This is a genomic window from Kitasatospora sp. NPDC059747, assembly GCF_042732955.1.
GTDB lineage: Bacteria > Actinomycetota > Actinomycetes > Streptomycetales > Streptomycetaceae > Kitasatospora.
In genome coordinates this window covers 51,801-74,321 of the sequence record NZ_JBHWGV010000032.1, presented here as the reverse complement: position 1 = coordinate 74,321, position 22,521 = coordinate 51,801, and the positions used below count along the sequence as shown (strand labels likewise).

The following is a 22,521-nucleotide window of genomic DNA, read 5'->3' as shown; positions in this document are numbered from 1 at the left end:
CGGCTCAGGAGACGGGGGCCGGTTCACGGGGCGGGGTCCAGCGGAGGTGGACGGTGTGGTCGGGGTCCTCCGCGCGCAGCAGGGTGAGGCGGGGGCGGATGGCGTCGGTGCGGGAGGTGGGGGGTTTGCGGCTGCCGGCGCGGTAGGGGAGGGGCCAGTCGGCGGCCGGGCCGCGGTAGTCCTGTTCGGCGGCGGCGTGCAGCGTCCACTGCGGGTCGTAGAGGTGGGTGCGGCCGATGGCGCAGAGGTCGGCGCGGCCGGCCATGAGGATGGAGTTGACGTCGTCGTAGGAGGCGATGGCGCCGACGGCGATGACGGCGGTGCCGGTGACGGCGGCGACCTCGTGGCGGATCCGGTCGGCGTACGGGGTCTGGTAGGAGCGGCCGTAGGCGGGGCGTTCGTCCTTGGTGACCTGGCCGGTGGAGACGTCGAGGCCGTCGGCGCCGTGGGCGATGAAGGCGCGGGCGATCTCGACGGCGTCGTGTTCGGTGTTGCCGTCGGGGGCCCAGTCGGTGGCGGAGATGCGCACGATCACCGGGCGGTCGGCGGGCCAGACCGCGCGGACGGCGTCGAAGACCTCCAGGGGGTAGCGCAGGCGGTTCTCCAGCGGGCCGCCGTACTCGTCGGTGCGGTGGTTGGCCAGCGGGGAGAGGAAGGACGAGAGCAGGTAGCCGTGGGCGCAGTGGAGTTCGAGGAGGTCGAAGCCGGCTTCCGCGCCGCGCCGGGCGGCGGCGACGAACTCGGCGGTGATCCGGTCGAGTTCGGCGCGGGTGAGCTCGCGGGGTGTCGCGGAGGCGGGGCCGTAGGGGACTTCGGACGGTCCGACGACGTCCCAGTTGCCCTGCTCCAGCGGTTCGTCCATGCCCTCCCACATGAGCCGGGTCGAGCCCTTGCGGCCGGAGTGGCCGAGCTGGAGGCCCATCCGGGCGGTCGAGTTGGCGTGCGCGAAGGAGACGATGCGCTGCCACGCGTCGCGCTGCCCGTCGTTCCACAGGCCGGTGCAGCCGGGGGTGATGCGGCCCTCGGGGGAGACGCAGACCATCTCGGTCATGACCAGGCCGGCACCGCCCATCGCCTTCGAGCCGAGGTGGACGAGGTGGAAGTCGCCGGGGAGGCCGTCGACGGCGGAGTACATGTCCATGGGGGAGACGATGACGCGGTTCTTGAGCTCCAGCGGCCCGAGCCGGAAGGGCTGGAACATCGCCGGGACGACGCTGTCGGCGCCCTGCGCCTTCGCGAAGGTCTCGTCGACGCGGTCGGCGAAGTGCGGGTCGCGGGTGCGGAGGTTGTCGTAGGTGATGCGGCGGGAGCGGGTGAGCAGGTTGAAGCAGAACTGCACGGGCTCCTGGCCGGTGTACCTGCCGATGTTCTCGAACCACTCAAGGGAGGCCTGGGCGGCGCGCTGGGTGGACTCGACGACCGGGCGGCGCTCGGCCTCGTAGGCCGTCAACGCCTCGTCCAGCGTGGGGTGTTCGTGCAGGCAGGCGGCGAGGGCGAGGGCGTCCTCCATGGCGAGCTTGGTGCCCGAGCCGATCGAGAAGTGCGCGGTGTGCGCGGCGTCGCCGAGCAGGACGAGCCCGCCGTCGTGCCAGCGCTCGTTGCGCACGGTGGTGAAGTTGAGCCAGCGCGAGTTGTTGGCGAACAGCCGGTGTCCGTCGAGCTCGTCGGCGAACAGGGCGCGGATCCGCTCCACGGCGGGCTCGTCGGAGGCGCCGGGCGGGAGGTCGGGGCCGGTGTCGAAGCCGGCCCGGCGCCACACGTCCTCGTGCATCTCGACGATGAAGGTGGAGCCGGTGGCGGAGTAGGGGTAGCCGTGGACCTGCATGGTCCCCCACTCGGTCTGCTTGATGAAGAACTGGAAGGCTTCGAAGACCAGGTCGGTGCCGAGCCACATGTACTTGTTGCGGCGGGTGTCGAGCGTGGGCCCGAACGCTTCCGGACTCGCCTGCCGGACGGCCGAGTTGACGCCGTCGGCGGCCACGACCAGGTCGTGCCCGGCGCGCAGCGCGGCGGTGTCCGGCGCGGGCGTGCCGAAGCGCAGGTCGACGCCGAGGCCGCGGCAGCGCTCCTGGAGCAGGTGCAGCAGCTCGCGGCGGCTCATGGCGGCGAAGCCCTGGCCTCCGACGGTGTGGGTGCGGCCGCCGACGTGGATGTCGATGTCCGTCCAGCGGGCGAAGCGGTCGGCCATGGCGGCGGCGAACTCGGCGTCCGCGTTCTCGATGCCGCCGAGCGTCTCGTCGGAGAAGACCACGCCGAAGCCGAAGGTGACGTCGGGCGCGTTGCGCTCCCACACGGTGACCTCGTGGGCGGGGTCGAGCTGCTTCATGAGCGCGGCGAGGTACAGGCCGCCGGGGCCGCCGCCGACGATCGCGATCTTCACTGGGTTCCTTTCTCGGCAGGGGCCTTGCCGCCGCTGCGCTCGCCGTCCGCGACGAGCCGGCGCAGCACGAAGCGCTGGAGCTTGCCGCTGGTGTTGCGGGGCAGGGCGTCGCAGAACCGCACGTCGCGCGGGTACTTGTAGGGGGCCAGGACCTGTTTGACGTGGTCCTGGATCTCCCTGGCCTTGGCGGCGGCCGCCTCGCCGTCCGGGACGCCGTCGCGCAGGACGACGAACGCGCAGACGACGGAGCCGCGTTCGGGGTCGGGCTTGGCGACGACGCCGGACTCGACGACGTCCGGGTGGGTGTCGATGGCGGCCTCGACCTCGGGGCCGCCGATGTTGTAGCCCGAGGAGACGATCATGGCGTCGCTGCGGGCCTGGTAGTAGAAGTAGCCGTCGGCGTCGCGGTGGAAGAGGTCGCCGGTGACGTTCCAGCCGTCCACGACGTACTCGTCCTGGCGCGGGTCGTCCAGGTAGCGGCAGCCGACCGGGCCGATGACGGCGAGCCGGCCGGGCTCGCCGGGGCCGAGCTCGTGGCCGTCGAGGTCGAGGATGGTGGCCCGGTAGCCGGGCAGCGGGCGGCCGGTGGCGCCGGGGCGGATGTCGTCGCCGACGGCGGAGATGAAGATGTGCAGCAGCTCGGTGGCGCCGATGCCGTCGATGACGCGAAGGCCGAGGCGGTCGCGCAGCTGCTCCCAGGTGGTCTGCGGGAGGTGCTCGCCGGCCGAGACGGCGACGCGCAGCCCGGCGAGCCGGTGCTCCTGCTCCTCCCGCAGGATCGCCTTGTACGCGGTGGGGGCGGTCGCGAGGACGGTGACGCCGTGGCGCTCGACGTGTCCGGCGAGCTGGAGCGGGGTGGCGGACTCGGTGAGCAGCGCGCAGGCGCCGGCGCGCAGCGGGAAGACGACGAGCATGCCGAGGCCGAAGGTGAAGGCGAGCGGCGCGGAGCACGCGACGGTGTCGCCGGGGCCGAGGCCGAGGAGGGGGCGGCCGAAGGTGTGGTCGATGGAGAGCACGTCGCGGTGGAAGTGCATGGTGATCTTGGGGACGCCGGTGCTGCCGGAGGTCGGGCCGAGCAGGGCGACGTCGTCGGCGGCGGTCGGGACGTTGGTGAACTCGCCCGACTTGGCGGCGGTGCGGGCGAGGAGGTCGTCCGGGGTGTCCGCGCCGTGGGTGACGATCACGAGGGAGGCGTTCTGGAGCCGCTCGACCTCCTCGGTGTGGCGGTGGTCGACGAGTGCGACGGCGGGCCTGGTGCGTTCGACGATCGGGGCGAGCTCGCGGGCGCGCAGCGCGGCCATCGTGGTGACGGCCACGCCGCCCGCCTTGAGCACGCCGAGCCACGCGGCCACCGCCCAGGGGGTGTTGGGCGAGCGGAGCAGCACGCGGCCGCCGGGCACGAGGCCGAGGTCCTCGGTGAGCACTTGGGCGACCTGGTTGGCGCGGCGCCGGAGGAGGCCGTAGGACCAGGTCTCGCCGTCGGGCGTGCGGAGGGCTGGGAGGTCGGGGCCGTGCTCCGCCACCGGGCGGTCGATCAGCTCGGTGGCGGCGTTGAGCCGGTCCGGGTAGTGCAGTTCCGGCGTGGTGAACTCGATCGTCGGCCAGTGGTCCGCCGGCGGGAGGTGGTCGCGGGTGAAGGTGTCCTGGTGGGCCGAGGGTGAGAGGGACAACGGACGGGTCCTTCCGGGAACTCGCTGGCGGTGGGGGCACCGCGGGCCTGTCTTCGAACCCCCGCCGTCCGCCCGGAGGGCGGGCGTGGCGGCGTCTGGGTGCGTGCATCGCAAGGCGGAGGAGGGAGTTCCATGCGGAGCATCGGCGACCGACGACAACGCGGCGAGGTGCGTGCCCAGGCGTCGCCACGCAGGCGGGGGTTCGAAGACAGGCACGATCAGGTGGTGCGGATCATGCCCTCCTGGGCGACGGTGGCGAGGTGGCGGTGGTCGCGGGTGAAGAACCTGCCCGTGCCGAGCCCGCGTCCGCTGTCGGCGGCGACCGCCTCCTGCACGTACAGCAGCCAGTCGTCCACCGGTCCCGGCCGGTGGAACCACATGGCGTGGTCGAGGCTCGCCGTCACCAGCCCGGGCCGTGCCCACGCGAGGTCGAGCACGCGCAGGACGGGCTCCAGGATCGTGTAGTCGCAGACGTAGGCGAGGGCGGCCTGGTCGCGCTGCGCGTCGGTGAGGCCCTCGACGGGCCGCAGGTGGTCGAACGGCTTGATCCAGACGGCCTGGTGGGGGGTCCGCTCGCCCTCGACGGTGAGGTAGACGGGGCCCGGCACGTGGCGCATGTCGAAGCTGCGGCCGCCGGACCAGTACGCCTTGGACGCGTCGGTCATCGTGCCGCCGGTGCGGTCGGCGAGGTAGGCGGCCGAGCTCGGCAGGCTCTCGGGGGAGGGCAGCGAGCCGTCGAAGCCGGCGGCGAAGGTGCCGCCGGGCTCGCCGGCCGCGAAGTTGGCCAGGCAGACGTACAGCGGCTTGCCGTTCTGGTAGCCGCGCACCTGGCGGGTGCTGTAGCCGCGGCCGTCGCGCAGGACCTCCACCTCGTAGCGGACGTCGGCGCCCATGTCGGCCGGGCGCAGGAAGTAGCCGTGCATCGAGTGCAGCGACTTGCCGTCCGTCACCGAGCGCATCGCGGCGGCGGCGGCCTGGGCGACGAGGTCGCCGCCGTAGGCCTTGGGCCACGGGCAGGGCTGGGTGGTGGCGGTGAAGGCGAGGTCGAAGTGCTCGGGCTCGGCGGGCTTGAGGGTGACGGCCGAGGTGAAGGCCTCGGAGGTGGGATCGGCGGCCATCAGCGGTCCGTCCAGTCGCGCAGGTCGTCGTCGGCGACGTCCGGCAGGTTGACGACGATGTTCTCGGGCGTGCGGGTGGTCATCCACACGAGGCGCTCGGTGCGCGAGAGGTTGCACTCGATGTGGGGCATGAACGGGGGCACGAAGACCCAGTCGCCCTGCTCCATGTCGATGTAGTCCTCGAACCGTTCGCCGAAGTAGATGCGGCCGCGGCCCTCCAGGACGTAGCCGCCGGTCTCGGCCTCGCCGTGGTGGTGGGTCACCGAGCGGTAGCCGGGCTCGTTGCTGACCTGGCCGAACCAGAGCCGGCGGGCGGGGGTGTGCTGGATGCTCACGCCCGAGATCCGTACGGCGCCGCCGGAGTCGGCGGTGCCCGGGTCCTCCATGCCGCGGCGGGTGACGACGGGGGCGACCAGACCGCTCGGGAGGCGGTACATCGAATTGTCGCCGTCGAGTTGGTACGTGCTGAGATCGGGCTCCATGCGGACGGCTCCGTTTCTCGGGATCGGTATCTCGTTTTTTTCACGACCGTCATCTAGTGTCAATACATCTCGCCCCGACACACGATGGAGGCCGCATGACGCCGGTGCCCGTCAACCCGAGCTCCCTGCCGAAGCCGAGCGGTTACTCGCACGGGACGCTGGCCGGCAACATCCTCCACCTCGGGGGGCAGACCGCCCTCGACGCCGGCATGCGGATCGTGCCGGGCGGCATCGTGGAGCAGTTCCGGCAGGCCTTCGGCAACGTCCTCGCCACCCTGCGCGAGGCGGGCGGCGAGCCGGAGGACCTGGTCAGTGTGACGATCTACCTGACCGACATCCCCGACTACCAGGCGCACGGCAAGGAGATCGGCGAGGTCTGGCGCGAACTGGCCGGCCCGGTCTACCCGGCGATGGCGGGCATCGGCTGCACCGCGCTGTGGCAGCCGGAGGCGCTGATCGAGATCCTCGGGGTCGCGGTGATCCCGGACGAGCGGCTGGTGCGGCCCGCGGCGTGAGCCGATCTGCGGGGGTGGAGCACCGCGCACCGGGCAGCGCGAGTGGATCGCCGCGAATCGGGCACCTGAACCGGGCGCCGTGACGAGTGCACGGTGGATCGATCTTCCCTGACGGTCGCAACGGAGGTACCGCAACGATGAAGCTCGCAGCCCTGACGGTCGACGGCCGGCCGCGCGCAGGGGCCGTCGACGAGGACGCGAAGGCCCTGGCCCTGCTGCCCGAGTGGCTCGGCACGGTCGACGTCCTCGTGCGCGGCGGGCCGGAGGGCCTGGCGGCGGCGCGGGCCGCGGTGGCGCACGCGCCGGTCGTCGCGCTCGCGGACGTGCGGTTGGAGTCGCCGCTGCAGCACTTCAACCGCGACATCCTGTGCACCGGGTGGAACTACTGGGACCACTTCGAGGAGTCCCGCGGCAAGCGCGGCGGCCAGGACCCGGCCGGGCGGCCCGACCGGCCCACGTTCTTCACCAAGGGCCCGGACACCGTCATCGGCCCGGCCGACGACATCGCCTACGACCCGGAACTCTCCGCCCAGTGGGACTACGAGGCCGAGATCGCCCTCGTCATCGGCCGCGACGGCCGCTCGATCCCGGAGTCCGAGGCCCTCGGCCACGTCTTCGGCTACCTCGTCGCCAACGACGTCTCCCAGCGCGACCTCCAGCGCGCCCACGGCGGCCAGTGGCTCAAGGGCAAGAGCATCGACGCCACCATGCCCCTCGGCCCCTGGCTCACCACCGCCGACGAAGTGCCGGACCCGAGCGCCCTGCGCGTGCGCTGCGAGGTCAACGGCGAACCGCGCCAGGACGCCACCAGCGCCCGGATGGCCTTCCCGATCGCCCGGTTGATCGCCGAACTGAGCCTGGGGATGACGCTGCGCGCCGGCGACGTCCTGCTCACCGGCACCCCGAGCGGCATCGGCAGCGCCCGCGACCCGCAGGTCTTCCTGCGCGACGGGGACGTCGTCGTCACGCGCGTCGACGGGCTCGGCGAGCTGCGCAACCGGGTCGTGCGGACGTCGCTGATGTGATGACCCGCAGAGGCGATAGGCTGCCCGCGGCCGAGCTTGATCAACACCGGGCTTGATCCACAATGCCGGCCCGAGACGAGGAGAGCGCACCTGTGACGGCCGGGCACGAGGAGTCCCCCGCGGCCGGCCGCGACGCGCGGCACGGCCCCCTGATCACCACCACCTTCGGCCTGTACGCGCGCGGTGAGGAGAACTGGCTCTCCGTCGCGTCGGTGGTCCGGCTGATGGGCGACCTCGGCGTCGAGCCGCCCGCCGTCCGCTCGTCCATCTCCCGCCTCAAGCGGCGTGGCGTCCTGGAGAGCGGGCGGCACGGGGGCGCCGCCGGGTACGCGCTCGTCCCGTCGGTGCTGGAGACGCTCGCCGAGGGCGACGCCCGCATCTTCGAGCGCGTGCGCGCCGTGCCCGAGGACGGCTGGATCGTCGTCGTCTTCTCCGTCCCCGAGTCCGAGCGCCAGAAACGCCACGAGCTGCGCACCAGCCTCACCCGGCTCGGCCTCGGCACCGCGGCGCCCGGCGTCTGGGTGGCGCCGGGCAACCTCGCCGCCGAGACCCGCCGCACCCTGGAGCGCCGCGGGCTCGCTGCCTACGTCGACATCTTCAGTGGCGAGCATTACGCCTTCGGCGACCTGCGCTCCAAGGTGCGCAGCTGGTGGGACCTCGACGAACTCGCCGAGCTGTACGCGGAGTTCCTCGCCCGCCACCGCCCGGTCCTGGACCGGGTGAAGACCTCCGGCGTCACTCCGCTGGAGGCCTTCCGGGTCTACGTCCCGATGCTCACCCAGTGGCGCCGCCTCCCGTACCGGGACCCCGGCCTGCCGCTCTCGCTGCTCCCCCCGGGCTGGAACGGGGTCAGCGCCGGCGCCCTGTTCGACGAGCTCAACGCGATGCTGAGTACGGGCGCGCGGGAACACGCACTGTCGGTGATCCACGCCGAGTAGGCGCGGGGGCCTTGCGCTGGAGGCCGAACAGGCCGACCAGGACGCCGACGGCGGAGAATCCGACGCCCACCCACAGCGCCGTGGTGAAGCCGTCGACGAACACGGCGGGCGAGGAGTACGCGCCGGGGCGGGCGAAGACGGAGGCCAGGACGGCCACGCCGAAGACGCCGCCGAGCTCGCGCATCGCGCTGTTGGTGCCGGCCGCCATGCCGACGTCCCGGTCGTCGACCGACTCGACGACGGCGTTGGCCACGGTCGGGAACACCAGGGAGGTGCCGATCCCGGCGATCGCCAGGGCGACGCCCAGCGCGGCGAAGCCGGAAGCCGGCTGGGCGATCCCGGCGACCCAGGCGAGCCCGCCGGCCTGGAGCAGCAGGCCGAGGACGATGAACGGCCGGTTCCCATAGCGGTCGGCCAGCCGTCCGGCGAGCGGCGCGACCACCACCGGCGCCGCCGTCCAGGCGAGCAGGCGCAGGCCCGCCTGCATCGGGGTGAGGCCCTGCGCCGTCTGGAAGAACTGCGCCATCAGGAACAGCGCGCCGAACAGGCCCGCGTAGAGGAAGAAGCTCACGCCGTTGGCCGCGGAGAAGCTGCGGCGCCGGAACATCGCGAGCGGCAGCATCGGCGCCGGGGCCCGCCGCTCCCACCACAGGAACGCGCCGACGACGGCCGCGCCCGCGAGCAGCGACCCGAGCACCTCGCCGCTCGCCCAGCCGACGGTGTTCGAACGGACCAGCCCCCACGTGAGGCCGAAGAACCCGGCCCCGGCGAGCAGCAACCCGGGTACGTCCAGGCGCGGCCGCGGACCGAAGCTCTCGCGCAGGCGGGTCGCCGCGAGCGGGATCAGGGCGAGGCCGATCGGCACGTTCAGCCAGAAGATCCAGTGCCAGCTGATCCCCTGCACGACCGCGCCGCCGACCACCGGACCGGCCGCCACCGCCAGCCCGGCGATGCCGCCCCACAGGCCGATCGCCATGCCGCGCTTCCCGGCCGGGAACGCCGCGCTGATCAGGGTGAGCGTCAGCGGCATCACCAGCGCCGCACCCGCGCCCTGCACGGCCCGGGCGGCGATCAGCGCGCCGACCGTCGGGGAGAGCGCGGCCGCGGCCGAGGCCGCCGTGAACACGGCCAGCCCGACGGCGTACATCCGCCGCCGGCCGAATCTGTCGCCCAGCGCGGCACCGGTGAGCAGCGCGCAGGCGAAGCACAGGTTGTAGGCGTTGACCGTCCACTCCAGGTCGGACAGGCCGCCGTGCAGGGAGATCCGCAGCGCGGGCAGGGCGGTCGTGACGACGAGGGTGTCGAGGGCGGTCATGAAGACGCCCAGCGAGGCGAGGACCAGGGTCCAGGCCTGCCGGGCCGGCCGCGCGGGGGCGGCTTGCGCGGTGGCGGTGGTCATCGGGACGCACCTCCTCGGGGTGGGTGGCTTGCACGGGTGGGACGAACGGGAACGCGTCCGGAGGACAGCGATGGCCGGGTGCGCGGTGACGTCGGACGATGGAGTGGTCCATCCGGCTTCGTCCCGTTCGTCCCATCTGTGACCGACCGATTCCGGGACTCCGGTCCACTCGGTCCAAGGACTGTTGCGAGGAGGACGACATGCGATACCTGCTGATCATCTGCACCGACGAGAACGCCATCGGCGCCCTCGGCCCCGACGAGGGCGCGGCGATGCTCGCCGAGTACACCGCCTTCGGCGAGGAGATGGGCCGCCGCGGCGTCCTCCTCGGCGGCGAGCGCCTGCGGCCGACCGCCGACGCCACCACCGTCCGCGTGCGCGACGGCGACGTGCTGGTGGCCGACGGACCCTTCGCGGAGACGAAGGAGCAGGTCGGCGGCTACTACATGGTCGACGCCCGGGACCTCGACGAGGCGATCGAGATCGCCTCCAAGATCCCCGGCGCCCGGCACGGGACGATCGAGGTGAGACCGATCTGGGAGCGCTGACCGATCGCGCGGCGGACGCCGTCGCCGAGACCTTCCGCTCCGAGTGGGGCCGCATCGTCGCCGTCCTGATCCGCTGGACCGGGGACTGGGACCTCGCCGAGGAGTGCGCGCAGGACGCCTTCACCAAGGCGCTGGAGCGCTGGGGCCGCGACGGCGTCCCCGACAACCCGCGTGCCTGGCTGATCACGACGGCCCGCAACCGGGCCGTCGACCGGCTGCGCCGCGCCCGCACCGAGGCCGCCAAACTCCGGGAGGTCGCCATGGACCCGGACCCCGGGCCGGCCCCGGCGGACGGCGGCGGCGCGGACGAGGCGGACGAGAGCGGCATCGCCGACGACCGGCTGCGGCTGATCTTCACCTGCTGCCACCCGGCGCTGCCCCTGGAGGCCCGCGTCGCGCTCACCCTGCGCACCCTCGCCGGGCTGACGACCGCCGAGATCGCCCGCGCCTTCCTGGTCTCCGAGCAGACCATGGCCAAACGGCTCGTCCGCGCCAAGGCCAAGATCCGCGACGCCGGCATCCCGTACCGGGTGCCGCCCGGCCACCTCCTGCCCGAGCGCACCGCCGGCGTCCTCGCCGTCCTCTACCTGCTGTTCAACGAGGGCTACAGCGCGACCGAGGGCGCCGAACTGATCCGCACCGGCCTCTGCGCCGAGGCGATCCGGCTGGCCCGCCTGCTGTCCGCACTCATGCCCGACGAGCCGGAGACCCTCGCCCTGCTCGCGCTCATGCTGCTGCACGACGCCCGCTGCGCGGGCCGGGTCAACGCGGCCGGCGAGCTCGTGCCGCTGGAGGAACAGGACCGCCGCCGGTGGGACGCCGCGTTGGTGGCGGAGGGCTGCGCCGTCCTCGACACGGCCGCGCGCCGGGCCGCCCGGCCGGGCTTCTACCAGCTCCAGGCGGCGATCGCCGCCTGCCACGCGACCGCCCCCACGGCCGCGGACACCGACTGGGCGCTGATCGCGCGGCTGTACGGGCTGCTCGCGGAGCTCACGTCCTCGCCGGTGGTCGCGCTGAACCAGGCGGTGGCGCGGGCGATGGCCGAGGGCCCGGCGGTCGGCCTCGACCTGGTGGGGCGGCTGGCCGAGGATCCCCGGCTGGCCGGGTACCACCTGCTGCCCGCGACGCGGGCCGACCTCCTGCGCCGGCTGGGCCGCCGGCCGGAGGCCGCGGCGGCGTACCGCGAGGCGCTCGGCCTGACGGCGAGCGCGGCCGAGCGGCGCTACCTCCGGCGGCGGCTGGCGGAGGTCGGGGGGTGAGTGGTCCGACGGAGACGACTCCAAGGTCCCGGACGCGCATTCGATGAAGATCGCAAACCGGCAGGTCGGCCAAGATCGACGGGAACATCGGTTCGTCCGATGATCACCGGGAGGGTGATCATCCGTTACTCCGAGCAGCTCCTCCCACTTAGGCACGGTGCTCGACCCCGGGAGTCAAGTCCCGGGGATCACTTGTGACTTGGGAGGACCGTGTTCCACTCACCACCCGCGCCCGCCCGCCGCGGCCGCATCATCGCCGCGGCGGCCGGAGCCGCAGCCGTCTTCGCCATCTCGGCCGGCGCCCCGGCGGTCGGCGCCCAGACCCCGACCGCCGAACCGGCCTGCACCGGTGCGGCGGGGTCTGACATGCAGATCACCGGCGGCACCGTCACGTGGTGCCCGACCGCCGCGGGCGGCCGGCTGACCTTCACCAACACCGGCCGCGCGTACCGCGATCTGTCGCTCGTCGTCTACAACTGCGACGGCGGAAAGGGTACTTCGGCCGACCTCAAGAAGTGCGCCGCGTCGATGAAGGGGATGAACGACATCGAGTGGCGGCAGGTCAAGTCGAAGGAGAGCGTCCACGCCGACTTCGACATCCAGAAGGGCTCCAACGCCCAGGTCTGGTGGACCGCCGACGGCACCGACAAGGCCACCGACATGAAGCTCCTGGGGACGCCGTGGAACTCCTGAACCGCTCCCGCGCGGCCGCCCTCGCCGCCGCGCTGCTCGCCACCTCCGTCCCGCTGCTCGCGGTGCCCCAGGCGGCGGTTGCGCAGCAGCCCACCGTCGAGTGCGACGGCAAGTGGCACTTCGAGCCGGTCGGCGACCCGGTGTTCAAGCGCGACATCGCCGACAAGTTCACGCTCGACAACCGCAAGGGCCCCGAGCCGCTGGACGAGACGGTCAAGACCAAGGAGTCGGTGACCAAGAAGTTCTCCCACAAGGTCGACCTCGGCTACGAGATCAGCACCGAGGCCAGCGCCAGCTTCGGGATCTTCTCGGCCAGCGTGCAGAGCAAGTTCTCCGCCTCCTACGGCTTCGCCTTCGCCGAGACCAACTCGGTGGAGAAGGAGACCGAGATCCGGCTGGTCGCCGGCCCCGGCGTCGGCTACACCCGGTACGTCGGCATCGAGACCGTGCAGGTCACCGGCTACTACGAGCGGATCCTCGACTGCGACAAGAAGTCCCAGCGTTACCAGCGCGTCGGGCCGGTCACGGAGGAGGCTCCGCTCAAGGGCAAGGCCGTGTGGACCGAGACCCTGCCCGACTCGAAGTGAGGACCAGCCAGATGACCGTCATGACCGTCAACCGCCGGGGCGCCCGCCTGGCCAGGGCCGCCCTCGCCCTGGCCGGTGCCGCTGCCCTCACCTGCGGCACGGCCGCCGCCGCGGACGGGCCGCAGACCGCCAACCCGCCCGGTGTGCACCTGCTGAACCCGGAGATGAAGGAGAGCAAGGCGACGCCGTGTCCGGCGGGGTGGCTGTGCATCTACGGCGGCTTCGACTACACGTGGGGCGCGATCGCCGTCCTGCCCGGCAGCCAGGTCGAGAACATCGAGCGGATCAAGTTCACCAACGGCGGGTCCTTCACCGGGGGCGCCGGCGTCTCGTCCTGGGTCAACAACTCCCCGGTGCACTACTGCTGGTACGAGGGAGCCGGATTCACGGGCGCCTCGCACGAGTTCGCGTCCCTCGGCAAGGAAGACCACATCAAGCCCAACGACGCGCTGAAGTCGTTCAAGCCGTGCTGACCCCGGACCCGTCCGACTCCTCAAAGGAGGAACGCTCGTGAGCCTGCCCCTCAAGCGCACGGCGGCGGCCGTGGCCACCGCCGTGCTCGGGGTCGTCCTGACCGCCACCGCCGGCCAGGCCGCCCAGTCCGCGCCCGCCCCATCCACCCCCAGCGTCCGTGCCGGTGGCGTGGACGCCACCACCGCCAAGGTGGAACGCCTGTGGGCCGTCGACGGCGACGACCAGAAGGTGAAGAGCGGCCAGCAGGTGCCGGTGCGCCTCAAGGTCCGGGCCGTCGACAAGGACCGCAAGCCGGTCAAGGGCGCGACCATCGCGTTCTCCACCCCCGGCCCGGGCCTCAAGTTCCCCGACGGCAAGGACGACGCCGCCGTCACCACCGACCAGGACGGCTACGCCACCGCTCCCCAGCTGACCGCCGCGGGCCACGCCGGGCCGGACCTGGTCACCGCGAGCGCGGGCACCAAGGCCCAGGTCGCCTTCTCGATCACCATCACCTAGGAGCCCGTGAACCCCATGAACGAAGCCCCTGCTCGATCCCCCCGCCGTTACCTCGGCCGGGCCGCCATCGGCGCCGCGGCCACCGTGCTGCTCGCCGCGGCCGGCACCGTGGCGGCCACCGCCGACACCACCCCGGCGGCTCCCAAGGCCACGACCCCGCACTGGGAGTACCGCTGGGCCCTCGCCCAGCCCGGCGGCAAGACCGTCGGCGACCTGGAGAAGCTCGGCAAGGAGGGCTGGGAGGTGGTCGCCCCCGTGAACCCCTACACCGGCGACCGCTGGAACTTCCTCCTGAAGCGCCAACTGCCCGAGTGACAGCTGTCATTGTCTGACGACGGCCCCCTCCCGGTTCGCGCCGGGAGGGGAGCCGTCCGGCGCGTGGCGTGGCGGGCGCGCCGCTTGTAGCGCCTTGTACGGATCGCTACGCTGTCCGGCATGAAACAGCTGAACGTCCGGCTGGACGACCAGGTCCACGAAGCGCTCGAACGGCGGGCGGAAGCGGCGGGGATGAGCCTGCCAGACTACGCCCGCAAGGTGCTGGCGGAGGAGGCCGACGAGCAGCGCGAGCGCTTCCTGACCGCCGCCGCGCACTTCTCCCAGGCCTGGGCGCCGGCCTTCGAGGCCGAGTTCGGCCCCTACCCCGAGAGCGTTGCGCGCCGACCCGGGACGGCGGACGCGGCGTGATCCTGCGCATCGACCGGGCGTGGCTGTTGGACATCGCCCGCCATTTCCTCCCGGCGGATCCGGACGTCACCGACTACGGGACCCTCGCCGCCGCTGTGGCTCGCCACGTCGACGAGGTCATGGAGGTGCCGGTCTACGCGGGCGCGCACCAGCGCGCGGCCGCGCTCATGCACCAGCTCATCCGGGTCCCGCCGCTGGAGTTCGCCAACGAGCACTTCGCGGCCGTCGTCGCCGCCGCCTACCTGAGCGCCTCCGGCGTGATCGTCACCGTGGAACCGAAGTCCGCGGCCGAACTCGCCGCCCGCATCCGGGACGGGCAGGCCGACATCCGCGAGACCGCCGCCGTGATCCGGACCTGGTACCGCTGACGCGGACGGTCGGGTCGGGCCGCCCGGGGCGTGAGCTCCGGGGCGGCCTCGGCGCTGTGCTCCCGGTCCGTTCACTTTAGGGTGGAAATGTTCCGCTGGGCCGGGTGTCGGGAGGTGGGCGAGGTGATCCGCGGCGTCCACCTGGAGGCGCAGTGGCGGCGGGAGGCCCTGCGGACGAACCTGTGGGTCGTGCCGATCCTGGAGGTCGGCCTCGCCGGGGTGCTGTTCGTGGTCACGCTCGCGCTGGACAAGGCCGCCTACCGGGGGGACCTGGGGCTTCCCACCTGGGTGATCAGCGGGACCGCGGACGCGGCGCGGCAGATCCTCGCGGCCATCGCGGCCGCCCTGATCACCGTCGTCGGCGTGGTGTTCTCCATCATGATCGTGACGCTGACGCTGGCCTCCACCCAGTTCGGGCCGCGCATGCTGCGCACCTTCATCCGGGACCGGACCACGCAGCTCACCCTCGGGACCTTCGTCGGGACGTTCGTGTACGCGATCCTCGCGCTCGTCGTCATCGGGCCCGGGACGCACGGGGACTTCGTGCCGCACCTGTCGATCACCGTGTGCATGGTGCTCGTCATGGCGGACCTCGCCGTGCTGATCTTCTTCATCCACCACATCGCCACGTCGATCCAGCTGCCCCGGGTGATCGCCAGCATCGCGACGGAGCTGTCCGAGGCCATCGAGGCGAGTGCGGGCGGGCCGGGGCCGGCGGCGGGGGTCGCGGCGAAGGGGCCGACGGTCGAGGAGCTGAACGTCCGGCTGGACACCTCGGGGGCCGCCGTCCCGGCGCCCGCCAGCGGGTACCTCCAGTTCGTCCGGCACCGTACGCTCGTGCGGATGGCGGCCGGACTGGACGCCGTCATCCGGCTGGACCACCGGCCCGGGCACTTCCTCGTGCAGGGGCACCAGCTCGCCACCGTCTGGCCCGCCGAGGCGGCGCCCGAGGTGGCCCGCAGCTTCGCCCGCGCCCACATCACCGGCTCGACCCGCACCCTCGCCCAGGACATCGCCTTCGCCGTCGACCAGCTCGTGGAGATCGCCATCCGGGCGCTGTCCACCGCCGTCAACGACACCTTCACGGCCCTGACCTGCATCGACTGGCTCGGCGAGGGCCTGTGCCGGATCGCCGCCCACTGGAGCCCGAACCCCGTCCACCGGGACGAGGACGGCTACATCCGGGTGATGACCGTCCCCGTCAGCTACGAGCGGCTCGTGCAGCGGAGCTTCGAGAAGATCCGCCAGGCCGCCCCCGGCATGCCGGCCGTCCTGATCCGCCAGCTCGACGCGCTCGCCGAGATCATGACCGAGACCAGGACCGAGCAGCAGTGCCGGGTGCTCATCGCCCAGGCCGAGATGATCGAACGCCTCAACCAGGAGTCGGTGGCCGAGGCCACCGACCGGGACGACGTCCGCCGCCGCTACCTCGGGGTCCTGGCCGCGTACGGCGAGGCGCGGGCCCGGCGCGGGCCCGACGTCAGCCCGGAGTGACGGAATCGCTCGAAAGGGTGAATTCGTGACGTTCGGGGTGAGGGCGCCGCAGCGGGGCATGATCGTACGCGGACATCCATGAGGGCATGAGGGGGCGGGTGTATGGCTGTTTCCGCTCGGCTGAGGCTGCTCGACGGCTTCGCGCTCGACTGCGGGGCGAAACCCGTCCACCTGACCAGGACGCTCCAACGCCTCCTCGCCTTCGTCGCCCTGCGCCGCGAGGCCCACCGCGCCCTCGTGGCCGGCACGCTGTGGCCGGAGTCCGACGAGGCCAAGGCCTCCGGCCGGCTGCGGACGGCGCTGTGGCGCCTCCAGCAGTCCGGCGCGCCCGTGCTCGCCGCCCCGGTGCTCGCCGCCGCCGGCGAGACGCTGCGGCTGCACGCTTCGGTGCGCCTCGACGTCGACGAACTGCTCGGCGGCATCGGAGAGTCCGGGACGGGCGACCCGCGCGTACTGCTCGCCGGCGGCCCGCGCGAGCTCCTGCCCGGCTGGTACGACGACTGGGTGCTGCTGGAGCGCGAACGGCTGCGCCAGCTCTACCTCCACACCATGGAGAAGCTCGCCCTGCGCGACCTCCGCGCCGGCGACTACGCCGCCGCCCTCGAAGCCGTCCACGCCGCGCTGCGCGCCGAGCCCCTGCGGGAGAGTCCGCACCGGCTGCTGCTGGAGATCCACCTCGCCGAGGGCAACTACAGCGAGGCGATCCACACCTACCACGCCTACCGCCTGTTGCTCCAAAGGGAGTTGGGGGTGAACCCCTCCCCGGGGATGCGGCGCCTGCTGGACGCGGCGGTGCAGGCGGCCCCGGGCGCGGACGACGGGATCGCGCGCGCCCGGCTCCGCTGATCCTGCCGGGCCCGCACCGGGGGCGCGGGGCGGGAAAATGCACGGTAGGGATACGGGGTAAACATCCGGCCTATCCCGGCCGGACTCCCTGGCCGGAACGCTTGACGCCTGCTGCGGGCGAGGATGAAGCTGGGTATACAAAGTACATATGCGCGATACACGTACAGAGCTCCGTGTGGAAGCATCTGGAGGCGATCATGCCGCGCAGCCCGTACCTCCCCATCCCGGACAGTGACCGCACCCCGCGCGCCGGGGCCAGTGTCGTCGGCCCGGCCAACCTCTCCGAACCACTCACCGTCACCGTCTACTTGCGCCGCGACCCGGCCGCGCCGGCCCCGCCCGACCTCCTCGAATTCGCGCTCACACCACCGGCCAAGCGCAAGCCCGCCGACCACGGCGAGGTCGACCGGGCCTACCGGGCCGCCCCGGCCGACATCACCGCCGTCAAGGCCTTCGCCCTCGACCACGGGCTGACGCTCGGCACGGTCAACGAGCCGGCCCGCAGCGTGCAGCTGACCGGCACCGTGGAACAGATCTCGAACGCGTTCCAGGTGACCCTGGCCCGCTACCGCTACCAGGGCCGCGACAGCCGGTGGCACACCTACCGCGGCCGCGAAGGCGCCGTCCACGTACCCGCCGAACTCGACGGGATCGTCACCGGCGTCCTCGGCCTGGACAACCGCCCGATCGGCGCCGACCTGCGCACCCGCCAGGCCACCGCCGCCCGTGCGACGATCCCGGCCGTCGCCGGCGCCCGCATCCCGGCCGGCACCTTCCTGCCGACCGAGCTCGGCCGCCACTACTCGTTCCCCGTGGGCACCACCGGCGCCGGCCAGTGCATCGCCGTGCTCGCCTTCAACGGCATGACCCAGCCCGGCCGGCCCTCCGGCGGCTACAGCATCGACGCCCTGCGCAACTACTTCGTGAACGTGCTCGGCAACCCGATGCCGGACATCACCGACGTGGTGGTGGCCGGCCCCGGCAACGACCTCGGGAGCGACGACGGCAGCGACCCGGCCGACAGCACGCCCGAGATCATGCTCGACCTCGCGATGGTCGGCGGCCTGGCCCCCGGGGCGAAGATCGTCGTCTACTTCACGGTCTTCACCGAGCAGGGCTGGGTCGACGCGATCCACACCATCGTGACCGACACCGTCAACAAGCCCACCGTGATCTCCTGCAGCTACGGCAACCCCGAGGACTCCGCCAACTCGGCGTGGACACGGATGGCCATCACCTCCGCCGACCAGGCCTTCGCCCAGGCCGGCGCCCGCAACATCAGCATCTGCTGCGCCTCCGGCGACGACGGCACCAGGGACGACGCGAACGACCTGAAGGCCCACGCCGACTTCCCGGCGTCCAGCCCGCACGTGCTCGGTGTCGGCGGCACCAGCCTGGTGGCGAACACGGGCGGCATCGCCAGCGAGACGGTCTGGGACCAGGGCCCCGGGTTCGCCACGGGAGGCGGCGTGAGCCGCTGGTTCCCCGTGCCGCCGTGGCAGTCCGACGCCCACGTGCCGCACTCGGCCAACCCGCCGCACAGCGCCGGCCGCGGTGTCCCGGACGTCGCCGCCGACGCCGACCTGGTGACCGGCGTCGTCATCCCGGCCGTCGACGGCCAGGGCCTCTACCCGATCGGCGGGACGAGCGCCGCCGCACCGCTCTGGGCCGCGCTGCTCAGCCGCGTCAACGAGGGCCTCAGCGCACCGGTCGGCTTCCTCAACCCGCTGCTCTACACGAAGCTCTCCACCGGCATCCTGCGCGACATCACCCAGGGCAGCAACGGCGCCTACGATGCCGGGCCCGGCTGGGACGCCTGCACGGGATTCGGCAGCCCGGTCGGCACGGCCCTGCTGAGCGGCCTCAAGACCCTGTGACCCTCAAGACCCTGTGACCCTCAAGGCCCTGTGAGCCGCGAGGCCCCTGTGAGGTGAGTGGGCCGACAGCCCTCGACCGGCTGCCGGCCCACTCGCCGGTGCGTCCGGGACTGCCGGTCGACAGGGCTCAACTGCCCAGGGGGCGGAAGGTCTTGCGGGGGGACGCGTCGATGGTGGCGCCGTTGACGTAGGCGAGCGGGGCGTAGTGGTACTGCACGCCGGTCGGGGCCTGGGCGGCGGGGCCGTCGGCGCCTTGGGGCCACAGGACGTCGCCGATGGCGGTGCGGGCGGGGACCAGCCAGTGGTCGCCTCGGCGGTAGGTGCCGGTCTTGGCGCCCGGGGCGGGCTGGAACCGGACCTGGACCCCGTCCTCCAGGTCGAGCCAGGTGTTCTCGACCAGGGGGAGCGCGCCGTCGTCCGCCGCCGCGAGGTGGTCCCAGCGGCGCAGGAACGGGTGGGGGCCGAGGCCGCAGTCGGTGTCGCCGTCCTGCCGGTCGAGGGTGACGAGGAGGTCGACGGCGTCGATCGCGAGGACCTGGCGCAGGCGGGGCGCGGGCCGGGGCGGGCCGGTGAGGACGGTGTCGTCGGCGACGTGCCCGGCGGTCGTGTCGTCGACGAGTTCGACCCAGTCGCCCACCTCCAGGCCGAGTTTGCCGTCCCGGCCGAGCGCCGAGACGGTGGCGACCGCGCCGTGGAGGGCGGTGACCGGGAACACCACGGAGGCGTTCTCCCGGGACCACTTGAACGTGGCGCCGGGGAGGAAGCCGCGGCGCGACCTCGGGCCGGCGGTGGCGGGCCAGGCGGGGCCGCCGGTGTGCACCTCGATGCGGTAGAGCTGGTTCTCCGGGCCGCGGAACCGGCTGTCCGGCGGCAGTGCGCAGTGGTCCTCGGGGACGGCCGGCGGCTGCTTGGCACCGGCGCGCAGCCGTCCGGTGGGGCGGAAGGCGGCGAGGCGGGTGGCGAACTCGGTCAGCGCGTCGGCGGTCGTGGCGGCGGCCACCGGGAGTGCGGCGACCTGCCAGACGGTCTTCGCGCGGGCCGCCGTGTCCGGTCCGGGGTCGCCGAGGGCGACCTCGCGGATCGCCGGGTCCTGGAGGGAGGTGACCAGCCGCTCCCACACCCGCAGGTACACCACGAAGGGCTTGTCCTGGGGGAGTTGGGCGGTGGGGTCGGTCGGGTCGAGGCGCAGGTCCGGCTGGGTCCAGTAGGTGGTGTCGAGCTCGTTCTCGACCAGGATGCCGTCCACGTAGATCCGGCCCGCCGGGATCTTCAGGTCCTCCTGGGGCTTCCTGCCCGTGACCGCGTCGATCGCGAAGCCGCCGCCGACGGCGGGTGCGACGGCCGGGCCGAGGAGGTCGGCGATCGTCGTGCGCAGCTGGTGCAGGAGGAGGGCGCCCTGTTCGTTCAGGTCGGCGTCGAGCTGGACGCGGCCCTGCTGGGTGAGGACGGCGGAGTAGTGCTTGCCCGGGTCGAAGGTGGTGCGGGAGAAGTCGCCTTGCATGGACGGGCTCCTAAGGGGCGGTCACGTGACGATCACGAGGCCGGCGTCGCAGCCGGCGGGGGTGTACTCGGCCAGGCGCAGCCGCAGGTTGTCCTCGCGCTGGGGCTGGAAGAGGTCGTGGAAGGCGCCCATCTCGGAACCGTCGTCGGCCCCGCGCCGGATCACGTCGGGGCAGTCCTGGGCGAGTTGGGCGTAGCCGGGGGTGCCGTAGCGGGTGCTGGTGAAGCGGGGGAGGGGCGGGCCGTCGACGCAGTGGAACCGGCGGGGTGTGCGGGAGCCGGGGCCGAGCCGGGTGAAGCGGACGCAGCCGGACTGGCGGTGGTCGACGTGCAGGCAGCCCGTGACGATGGTGTTCTCGACGAGGCCGACGGCGTGGGTGAGGACCGAGCCGAGGACGGTCGTGCGGCGCAGGTCGACGACGGCGTGGGCGGGGCGGCGGTCCGGGGCGGACAGGGCGGCGAGGCCGTGGGCGGTGGCATCGAGGACGCTGTCGCGCAGCGAGACGCGGTTGGGCTCGGCGTGGACCTCGTCGGCGTTGACGACGACCGGGCCCAGGATGCTGTGCTCGACCCGGAGGCAGGCCGGGGTGTCGGCGAGTTCGATGCTCGCCTCCTCGACGTGCTCGGGGTTGCACTCCTGGTCGAGCGACCAGCCGGGTACGAGCGTGCAGTGGCGGACGGTGACCGCGCCGACGCCGCCGGAGACGCGCAGGCCGCGGCCGGCGATGAGGAGGCCGTCGAAGGTGATGCACGGGGGCTTCCCGCCGGGCGCAGGGCCGGGGCCGATGACGTGCAGGGCGTCGGGGCGGTTGCTGCTCCAGTCGAGGACGCGTACGAGCGGCCGGGTCCGCTGGGCGGCGCGGATGGTGAGGCGGTCGCCGGGGTCGAGGGTGACGGCGAGGTGCTCCAGGTAGTCCCCGTTGTCGGTGATCTCGATGACGGCCTCGTGCCTGCCGCCCGGGTCGGCGGCCTTGTCGGCCTGCCAGCGGCGCAGCGCGGCGTCGATGCCGGTGAGCTGGTGGCCCTTGCCGACCGGGTAGAACGCGGGCGGGCGGCGGAGGCCGAGCGGGCGGACGTACTCGCCGCCGCCGAGGTCGGCGCTGAAGCCGTGGTGGTAGTCCACCCACACGCCCTCGGTGGGTGCGTGGCGGGCGGGGAAGGCGATCCGGCCGAGGACGGGGTCGATCGCGACCTGGTCGTTGGCGGGGTGGTGGCGCCAGCCGGTGAGGTCGGCGGGCACGATCCGGTGCAGGGGCACGGGCTCGTCGCCGACGTAGACGCACAGGCTCTTGCCGGGGCCGTAGAACTGCGCGGTGCGCTCGGCGAAGGCGCGGCGGCGGATGAACGCGGGCACGGCGCTCTCGTCGGCGAGGCGCGCCCCGGGGGCGTTGACCGGGCTGACGATCAGCGGCGCGCTGTTGCCGAGCACGCTGAAGGTGAAGTGGGTGCGGGCGCGGTCGTCGCAGTGGGCGGGCGCGCGGGTGACGGGGTACGGGCGCAGCCGCCAGAGGAACAGGCCGACCTCGGGGATGTTGTAACGGCCCTGGGTGCGGGCCGAGTCGATGCGGCGGACGTCGACGGTCCGGGCGGTGCGCTCGAACGGGCCGCCCAGGCGGTCCAGTTCGTCGACGGCGTGGAGGTCGGCCGTGCGGCCGCGGGCGAGCCGGCGGCGATCGGCGCGGGGGTCGCGGCCGAGGAGGCGGACGGGCTGGGTGAGGCCGAGGAGGGTGCGGAACTCGACGGCGTGCGCGGGCCAGGCGGCGACGTCGGCGGCGAGCTGCTCCAGGAGGGCGAGGGTGCCCTTGCGGCGGCGGTTGGCGACGGTGTGGGCGACGTCGCGGCGGCCGGCGACGGCGGCGAGGAGACGGCGGGCGGCCTCGGTGGGGGTGCCGCCGGGCGGGGTGCTCAGGGCCTCGGCGGAGCCGGGCAGGACGCGGTAGCCGACGAGCTCGCCGAGGTAGGGGGCGACCCAGGCCTGGCAGGTCTCGATGAACCAGTCGTCGGCGAGCTGGTCGATGTCGGCCTCGATGACGTCGGCCTGCTCCTGGATGACGCCGATCAACGCCCGGAGCGGCCGGCCCTGTTCGGCGTCGCGGGTGCGGACGACGGCGGGGAGGAGGTCGTACAGGCGGTCGGCGGTCACGGGACTCTCCGGGGGGTGGGGGT

22 protein-coding genes are annotated in these 22,521 nt (G+C 73.2%); 15 read left to right on the top strand and 7 right to left on the bottom strand.

Annotation, left to right across the window (positions count from 1 at the left end; translation table 11 throughout):
* Nucleotides 1-4: 4 nt before the first annotated feature.
* From ACFV4G_RS16800 to ACFV4G_RS16785, 4 genes are all read right to left on the bottom strand, one after another.
* On the bottom strand, nucleotides 5-2,380 hold the full coding sequence (locus ACFV4G_RS16800; RefSeq protein WP_380440885.1) for a bifunctional salicylyl-CoA 5-hydroxylase/oxidoreductase: 2,376 nt from the start codon (nucleotides 2,378-2,380) through the stop codon (nucleotides 5-7).
* Nucleotides 2,377-4,050: an AMP-binding protein gene (locus ACFV4G_RS16795; protein WP_380440883.1), complete on the bottom strand. Its 1,674-nt coding sequence runs from the start codon at nucleotides 4,048-4,050 to the stop codon at nucleotides 2,377-2,379. The genes ACFV4G_RS16800 and ACFV4G_RS16795 overlap by 4 nt, the downstream gene beginning before the upstream one ends.
* Nucleotides 4,051-4,268: 218 nt before the next feature.
* A complete protein-coding gene (locus ACFV4G_RS16790) occupies nucleotides 4,269-5,168 on the bottom strand; it encodes an acyl-CoA thioesterase (RefSeq protein WP_380440880.1) in 900 nt (299 codons plus the stop codon).
* Nucleotides 5,168-5,650 (bottom strand): cupin domain-containing protein, encoded by a 483-nt coding sequence (locus ACFV4G_RS16785; protein ID WP_380440877.1) that lies wholly within the window; start codon nucleotides 5,648-5,650, stop codon nucleotides 5,168-5,170. The genes ACFV4G_RS16790 and ACFV4G_RS16785 overlap by 1 nt, the downstream gene beginning before the upstream one ends.
* 95 nt (nucleotides 5,651-5,745) lie before the next feature.
* Here ACFV4G_RS16785 and ACFV4G_RS16780 point away from each other — a divergent pair, with 95 nt between their 5' ends.
* The 3 genes from ACFV4G_RS16780 (at nucleotide 5,746) to ACFV4G_RS16770 (ending at nucleotide 8,128) form a co-directional block, all read left to right on the top strand.
* On the top strand, nucleotides 5,746-6,165 hold the full coding sequence (locus ACFV4G_RS16780; RefSeq protein ID WP_380440874.1) for a RidA family protein: 420 nt from the start codon (nucleotides 5,746-5,748) through the stop codon (nucleotides 6,163-6,165).
* 137 nt (nucleotides 6,166-6,302) lie between these two features.
* The gene (locus ACFV4G_RS16775; protein WP_380440871.1) at nucleotides 6,303-7,190 is read left to right on the top strand and encodes a fumarylacetoacetate hydrolase family protein; all 888 of its coding nucleotides are present in this window, start codon (nucleotides 6,303-6,305) and stop codon (nucleotides 7,188-7,190) included.
* Between the two features lie 62 nt (nucleotides 7,191-7,252).
* Nucleotides 7,253-8,128, top strand: coding sequence for a PaaX family transcriptional regulator C-terminal domain-containing protein (locus ACFV4G_RS16770; protein WP_380440868.1), 876 nt, complete (start codon nucleotides 7,253-7,255; stop codon nucleotides 8,126-8,128).
* On the opposite strand, the gene ACFV4G_RS16765 is transcribed toward ACFV4G_RS16770, so the two are convergent.
* Nucleotides 8,067-9,527, bottom strand: a complete 1,461-nt coding sequence (locus tag ACFV4G_RS16765) for a DHA2 family efflux MFS transporter permease subunit (RefSeq protein WP_380440865.1) — start codon at nucleotides 9,525-9,527, stop codon at nucleotides 8,067-8,069. The two genes, ACFV4G_RS16770 and ACFV4G_RS16765, sit on opposite strands and share 62 nt — an antisense overlap.
* A 200-nt stretch (nucleotides 9,528-9,727) precedes the next feature.
* Between ACFV4G_RS16765 and ACFV4G_RS16760 the strand changes: the two genes are divergently transcribed.
* The 12 genes from ACFV4G_RS16760 to ACFV4G_RS16705 all read left to right on the top strand — a co-directional run bounded on the left by ACFV4G_RS16760 (nucleotide 9,728) and on the right by ACFV4G_RS16705 (nucleotide 18,855).
* Nucleotides 9,728-10,075, top strand: a complete 348-nt coding sequence (locus ACFV4G_RS16760; protein WP_380440910.1) for a YciI family protein — start codon at nucleotides 9,728-9,730, stop codon at nucleotides 10,073-10,075.
* Complete coding sequence (locus ACFV4G_RS16755; protein ID WP_380440908.1) at nucleotides 10,072-11,334, top strand: RNA polymerase sigma factor; 1,263 nt, start codon at nucleotides 10,072-10,074, stop codon at nucleotides 11,332-11,334. The genes ACFV4G_RS16760 and ACFV4G_RS16755 overlap by 4 nt, the downstream gene beginning before the upstream one ends.
* A gap of 210 nt (nucleotides 11,335-11,544) precedes the next feature.
* Nucleotides 11,545-12,027, top strand: coding sequence for a hypothetical protein (locus ACFV4G_RS16750; RefSeq protein ID WP_380440862.1), 483 nt, complete (start codon nucleotides 11,545-11,547; stop codon nucleotides 12,025-12,027).
* The gene (locus ACFV4G_RS16745) at nucleotides 12,015-12,614 is read left to right on the top strand and encodes a hypothetical protein (RefSeq protein ID WP_380440859.1); all 600 of its coding nucleotides are present in this window, start codon (nucleotides 12,015-12,017) and stop codon (nucleotides 12,612-12,614) included. Before ACFV4G_RS16750 ends, ACFV4G_RS16745 begins: the two co-directional genes overlap by 13 nt.
* Before the next feature lie 11 nt (nucleotides 12,615-12,625).
* Entirely contained in the window at nucleotides 12,626-13,087 is a 462-nt protein-coding gene (locus ACFV4G_RS16740) for a peptidase inhibitor family I36 protein (protein ID WP_380440857.1), read from the top strand.
* 37 nt (nucleotides 13,088-13,124) lie between these two features.
* Nucleotides 13,125-13,586: a hypothetical protein gene (locus ACFV4G_RS16735; protein ID WP_380440855.1), complete on the top strand. Its 462-nt coding sequence runs from the start codon at nucleotides 13,125-13,127 to the stop codon at nucleotides 13,584-13,586.
* A gap of 15 nt (nucleotides 13,587-13,601) precedes the next feature.
* Nucleotides 13,602-13,901: a hypothetical protein gene (locus ACFV4G_RS16730; protein WP_380440853.1), complete on the top strand. Its 300-nt coding sequence runs from the start codon at nucleotides 13,602-13,604 to the stop codon at nucleotides 13,899-13,901.
* 120 nt (nucleotides 13,902-14,021) lie between these two features.
* Nucleotides 14,022-14,270, top strand: a complete 249-nt coding sequence (locus ACFV4G_RS16725; protein WP_380440851.1) for a plasmid mobilization protein — start codon at nucleotides 14,022-14,024, stop codon at nucleotides 14,268-14,270.
* The gene (locus tag ACFV4G_RS16720; RefSeq protein WP_380440849.1) at nucleotides 14,267-14,638 is read left to right on the top strand and encodes a fic family toxin-antitoxin system, toxin component; all 372 of its coding nucleotides are present in this window, start codon (nucleotides 14,267-14,269) and stop codon (nucleotides 14,636-14,638) included. The genes ACFV4G_RS16725 and ACFV4G_RS16720 overlap by 4 nt, the downstream gene beginning before the upstream one ends.
* Before the next feature lie 114 nt (nucleotides 14,639-14,752).
* Complete coding sequence (locus tag ACFV4G_RS16715) at nucleotides 14,753-16,132, top strand: DUF2254 domain-containing protein (RefSeq protein ID WP_380440847.1); 1,380 nt, start codon at nucleotides 14,753-14,755, stop codon at nucleotides 16,130-16,132.
* A 102-nt stretch (nucleotides 16,133-16,234) separates the two neighbouring features.
* Complete coding sequence (locus ACFV4G_RS16710; protein WP_380440845.1) at nucleotides 16,235-16,978, top strand: BTAD domain-containing putative transcriptional regulator; 744 nt, start codon at nucleotides 16,235-16,237, stop codon at nucleotides 16,976-16,978.
* 197 nt (nucleotides 16,979-17,175) lie between these two features.
* Complete coding sequence (locus ACFV4G_RS16705; RefSeq protein WP_380440843.1) at nucleotides 17,176-18,855, top strand: protease pro-enzyme activation domain-containing protein; 1,680 nt, start codon at nucleotides 17,176-17,178, stop codon at nucleotides 18,853-18,855.
* A 127-nt stretch (nucleotides 18,856-18,982) separates the two neighbouring features.
* On the opposite strand, the gene ACFV4G_RS16700 is transcribed toward ACFV4G_RS16705, so the two are convergent.
* Nucleotides 18,983-20,356 carry a DUF6519 domain-containing protein gene (locus ACFV4G_RS16700; protein WP_380440841.1) on the bottom strand — a complete coding sequence of 458 codons (1,374 nt, stop codon included), beginning with the start codon at nucleotides 20,354-20,356 and terminating at the stop codon, nucleotides 18,983-18,985.
* Between the two features lie 21 nt (nucleotides 20,357-20,377).
* On the bottom strand, nucleotides 20,378-22,498 hold the full coding sequence (locus ACFV4G_RS16695; protein WP_380440840.1) for a hypothetical protein: 2,121 nt from the start codon (nucleotides 22,496-22,498) through the stop codon (nucleotides 20,378-20,380).
* Nucleotides 22,499-22,521: the final 23 nt, after the last annotated feature.

Excerpts from the sequence above, each read along its gene's own strand:
- ACFV4G_RS16790 (WP_380440880.1), bottom strand. The coding sequence starts at position 5,168 with ATGGCCGCCGATCCCACCTCCGAGGCCTTCACCTCGGCCGTCACCCTC.
- ACFV4G_RS16785 (WP_380440877.1), bottom strand. The coding sequence starts at position 5,650 with ATGGAGCCCGATCTCAGCACGTACCAACTCGACGGCGACAATTCGATG.
- ACFV4G_RS16780 (WP_380440874.1), top strand. The coding sequence starts at position 5,746 with ATGACGCCGGTGCCCGTCAACCCGAGCTCCCTGCCGAAGCCGAGCGGT.
- ACFV4G_RS16775 (WP_380440871.1), top strand. The coding sequence starts at position 6,303 with ATGAAGCTCGCAGCCCTGACGGTCGACGGCCGGCCGCGCGCAGGGGCC.
- ACFV4G_RS16770 (WP_380440868.1), top strand. The coding sequence starts at position 7,253 with ATGCCGGCCCGAGACGAGGAGAGCGCACCTGTGACGGCCGGGCACGAG.
- ACFV4G_RS16765 (WP_380440865.1), bottom strand. The coding sequence starts at position 9,527 with ATGACCACCGCCACCGCGCAAGCCGCCCCCGCGCGGCCGGCCCGGCAG.
- ACFV4G_RS16760 (WP_380440910.1), top strand. The coding sequence starts at position 9,728 with ATGCGATACCTGCTGATCATCTGCACCGACGAGAACGCCATCGGCGCC.
- ACFV4G_RS16740 (WP_380440857.1), top strand. The coding sequence starts at position 12,626 with ATGACCGTCATGACCGTCAACCGCCGGGGCGCCCGCCTGGCCAGGGCC.
- ACFV4G_RS16730 (WP_380440853.1), top strand. The coding sequence starts at position 13,602 with ATGAACGAAGCCCCTGCTCGATCCCCCCGCCGTTACCTCGGCCGGGCC.
- ACFV4G_RS16725 (WP_380440851.1), top strand. The coding sequence starts at position 14,022 with ATGAAACAGCTGAACGTCCGGCTGGACGACCAGGTCCACGAAGCGCTC.
- ACFV4G_RS16710 (WP_380440845.1), top strand. The coding sequence starts at position 16,235 with ATGGCTGTTTCCGCTCGGCTGAGGCTGCTCGACGGCTTCGCGCTCGAC.
- ACFV4G_RS16705 (WP_380440843.1), top strand. The coding sequence starts at position 17,176 with ATGCCGCGCAGCCCGTACCTCCCCATCCCGGACAGTGACCGCACCCCG.
- ACFV4G_RS16700 (WP_380440841.1), bottom strand. The coding sequence starts at position 20,356 with ATGCAAGGCGACTTCTCCCGCACCACCTTCGACCCGGGCAAGCACTAC.